The organism is uncultured Campylobacter sp. (assembly GCF_963517995.1).
GTDB lineage: Bacteria > Campylobacterota > Campylobacteria > Campylobacterales > Campylobacteraceae > Campylobacter_A.
On the sequence record NZ_CAUQHQ010000200.1, the window covers coordinates 1 to 3095 of the forward strand.

Annotated in this window: 5 protein-coding genes; all 5 read right to left on the bottom strand. The window is 49.1% G+C overall.

Annotated elements, in window-relative coordinates; genetic code table 11:
• On the bottom strand, window positions 1-344 hold a 344-nt coding region (locus tag RYL88_RS12495; RefSeq protein WP_314991737.1), incomplete at its 3' end, for an AI-2E family transporter.
• 2 nt (window positions 345-346) lie between these two features.
• On the bottom strand, window positions 347-901 hold the full coding sequence (gene pgsA / locus RYL88_RS12500; protein WP_314991739.1) for a CDP-diacylglycerol--glycerol-3-phosphate 3-phosphatidyltransferase: 555 nt from the start codon (window positions 899-901) through the stop codon (window positions 347-349).
• Window positions 898-1263 carry a hypothetical protein gene (locus RYL88_RS12505; protein WP_314991741.1) on the bottom strand — a complete coding sequence of 122 codons (366 nt, stop codon included), beginning with the start codon at window positions 1261-1263 and terminating at the stop codon, window positions 898-900. Before RYL88_RS12505 ends, pgsA begins: the two co-directional genes overlap by 4 nt.
• A complete protein-coding gene (locus RYL88_RS12510; RefSeq protein ID WP_314179440.1) occupies window positions 1260-2045 on the bottom strand; it encodes an enoyl-ACP reductase in 786 nt (261 codons plus the stop codon). Before RYL88_RS12510 ends, RYL88_RS12505 begins: the two co-directional genes overlap by 4 nt.
• On the bottom strand, window positions 2045-2941 hold the full coding sequence (gene dapA, locus RYL88_RS12515; RefSeq protein WP_314991743.1) for a 4-hydroxy-tetrahydrodipicolinate synthase: 897 nt from the start codon (window positions 2939-2941) through the stop codon (window positions 2045-2047). The genes RYL88_RS12510 and dapA overlap by 1 nt, the downstream gene beginning before the upstream one ends.
• Between the last annotated feature and the right edge of the window lie 154 nt (window positions 2942-3095).

Consider the following 3095-nt stretch of genomic DNA (forward strand, 5'->3'; position numbering starts at 1 on the left):
CTCTCGGGATCGATTAGGCCGCGGCTTGCTAACATCTGGTGGTAATGATCGGCGAGGGCTTTAAATTTACTCTGAAGCTCGGGCATGTAGCTAACTAGCCCGTTTATCGTTTTTATCACGGTGTTTGCGATAAATCCCAGCGACAAAAACACGACCGCCGTAACGAGCGCGAAGGCTAAAACGCGCGGAAATTTAAGCTTTTCGAGCGCATTTATCGCAGGCGTCGCCACGATAGCGATAAAAACCGCCATCAAAAACGGTAGCACGACGACGCTAGTGGCCTTTAGTCCCGCCGCGACTACGACGAAGCTAGCTAGATAGATTATAGCGTTTCCGGTTCTCAAATTTACGCCTTTTTGGTTTGATTTTTAATGTGCCTTACATAGGCGTTTACGTACTCAAAGCCCGAATACAGTGTCAGCGCGACGCTAAGCCAGAGCAAAAACTCGCCAAAAGGCCACTGCATGGTTAAAAAGCCGATCGCGACCATCTGGCAGACGGTTTTTACCTTGCCCGCCATCGATGCGGCGACCTCTACGCCTTCGCCCGCCATCACGACGCGAAATCCCGTGATAAAAAACTCGCGAACGAGGATGAGATACACGGCCCACGGGCTAGCGCGGTCTATCATCATGAGTCCTAAAAACGCGCCCAGAGTCAGCATTTTATCCGCAAGCGGGTCGATCACGGCTCCTAGCTTGGTCTTTTGGTTCCATGCGCGCGCGATAAATCCATCGAAAAAGTCCGTGACGCTAGCGATCACGAATACGAGCGCGGCAAAGTAGTTCATCCAGCTAACGTGCACGCCTGAAAAGGAATTTATGCTAAGTAGCAGCCAAAACATCAGAGGTGCGAGAAATACGCGCAGAAAGGCTAGGGCGTTTGGTAAATTTAGGCTCATTTATATGTTCTTTCTTTTTGATTTCGGAGTTTAAAATTTGACGGCTCGGAGCTAAAGTCGGCGTCAAATTTGCCGACTCGCATTTTGCTTGATTTTGTCGGTCGCGGATTTGCGCTTTGGTTAAATTTGCTCGGCGCTTCGTCAAATTTGAGCGATTTTGGATTTAAATTTAACGGCAAAAAGCTTTTTGGCTCTTTCAAATTTAGATCAAATTTAAAGAAATCGTCTGCGCCGTAAAATTTGCTTTTAAATTTTAAATTTTCATCAAATTTAGCCTGCAAGCGCATTAAATTTATACTGCCGAATTTGCCCGAAATGCGAGCAACCGACAAAGAAGCGCAGGCTAAATTTACTTTTTTCATTTAAACGTAGTACCGCCGTCGATGATGAAGGTGTGGCCCGTGACCCAGCTAGCTTTTGAGCTGCACAGAAACAAACATGCGCCGGCGATATCCGTGGGCTGCCCCATGCGATTTAGCGGGCTTAGCTCGGCTGTTTTGTCGCGAACTTCCTCGTAGTTCGTAAAAGCCCTAAGCGCGTCCGTCTCGATCGGGCCGCCGCTAACGACGTTTACGCGGATGTTTTTTTCGCCAAGCTCGGTGGCCGCATAGCGCGCCATGGCTTCTACCGCGGCTTTCGCGGTGCCGTGGCCTGCGTAGTTTTCGATATAGACGAGATTGCCCGTCGATGATAGCGAGATGATGCTGCCGCCGCCCGTTTTTTCCATGCGTTTTGCGGCTTCTTGCGCGCCTACAACGAATGCGTTTACGGTCGCGGTGAAAATGTTATTGATACCGCGAGGGCGAAGTTTCATAAATTTAGTATATCCGCCTGCTACCGGACGACCCGAGATGATGGCGTTTGAGACGAAAAAATCTATACGGTCAAAGTCGGCGTCGATCTCTAAAAATAGATCTTTGTAGGTCTCGGGCTCAAGTATATTTAGCGCGTAGGCTCTGGCTTTTATGCCGTATGTCGCCTCGAGCTCGGCGGCTTGGGTTTTGGCTAGCTCTTCGTTTGAGTTATAAGTAAAGGCGATATTTACGCCCTTTGCGGCGAATTCCTCCACGATGGCGCGTCCGATGCCGCGCGTTCCGCCGCTGATTACAAGAGTTTTGCCTTTAAATTCGTTTTCGCAATTCATTAAAATCCTTTTATATTATATTGTTTTATGGTTTGTTCGATTTTTTTGAGATTTTCAGCGCTCGGCTCGCAAAGCGGCAGGCGGTACTCGAGGCTTGATATGAGCCCGGCGATATACATCGCGGCTTTGACGGGGATCGGGTTGCTCTCGCAAAACATTATTTTATTTACCGCATAAAGATCGTCGTTTATGGCTTTTGCGCGCGCAAATTCGCCTTTTAACGCAAAGTGGGTTAAATTTGAGATTTCGTCCGGGAGTAAATTTGCCGTGACCGAGATCACGCCCTTGCCGCCGTTTGAGAGGATAGGGTAGTTTATCGCATCCTCGCCGCTGATGACGGATAGGTCTGGCTCGTGCGCGAGCAGATCGACGCAGCGCTCGATGCTGCCGGTAGCTTCTTTTACGCCGTAGACGTTCTCGCACTCTTTAAACAACCTAAAAACCGTGCACGGCTGGATATCTACGCCCACGCGGCCCGGGACGTTATAGAGTAGCACCGGGATTTCTACGCTTGAGGCGATTGCTTTGTAGTGGCGATATAGGCCTTCTTGAGTCGGTTTGTTGTAGTATGGGGCTACCGAGAGGATGCCGTCTGCGCCGTGATCTTGCGCGAATTTTGCAAGACCTACCGCCTCGTGAGTGGCGTTGCTGCCCGCGCCTGCGAGTACTTTTACACCGGTATTTTTGCAGGTATTTACGGCGATTTCTATGCAAATTCTATGCTCGTCGTGCGTTAGTGTCGCGCTCTCGCCAGTTGTGCCTACGGGTACGACCGCGTCGATGCCGTTTGCGATTTGTCTTTTGATTAACTTTTCATAACCGATTTCGTCTAGCTTGCCGTCTTTAAAAGGCGTAATCAGCGCCGTCATAGCGCCCGTTATTGCTTTTTTATTCACTTTTTTCCTTTCTTAGGATGATCGTCGTGGATTTTTCTTTTCTCGCGTATTTTTTGCAAATTTCGTTTAGATCGGCCGGTTTTAGCGCGGCTGTTTTTTCAGGCAGCTCAAAAAGAGGCTTTATATCGCCTCTAACGAGATATCCGCCGTATAA

Bases quoted from the DNA above. Each gene is read 5' to 3' on its own strand.
- pgsA (WP_314991739.1), bottom strand. From the start codon at position 901: ATGAGCCTAAATTTACCAAACGCCCTAGCCTTTCTGCGCGTATTTCTC.
- RYL88_RS12505 (WP_314991741.1), bottom strand. From the start codon at position 1,263: ATGAAAAAAGTAAATTTAGCCTGCGCTTCTTTGTCGGTTGCTCGCATT.
- RYL88_RS12510 (WP_314179440.1), bottom strand. From the start codon at position 2,045: ATGAATTGCGAAAACGAATTTAAAGGCAAAACTCTTGTAATCAGCGGC.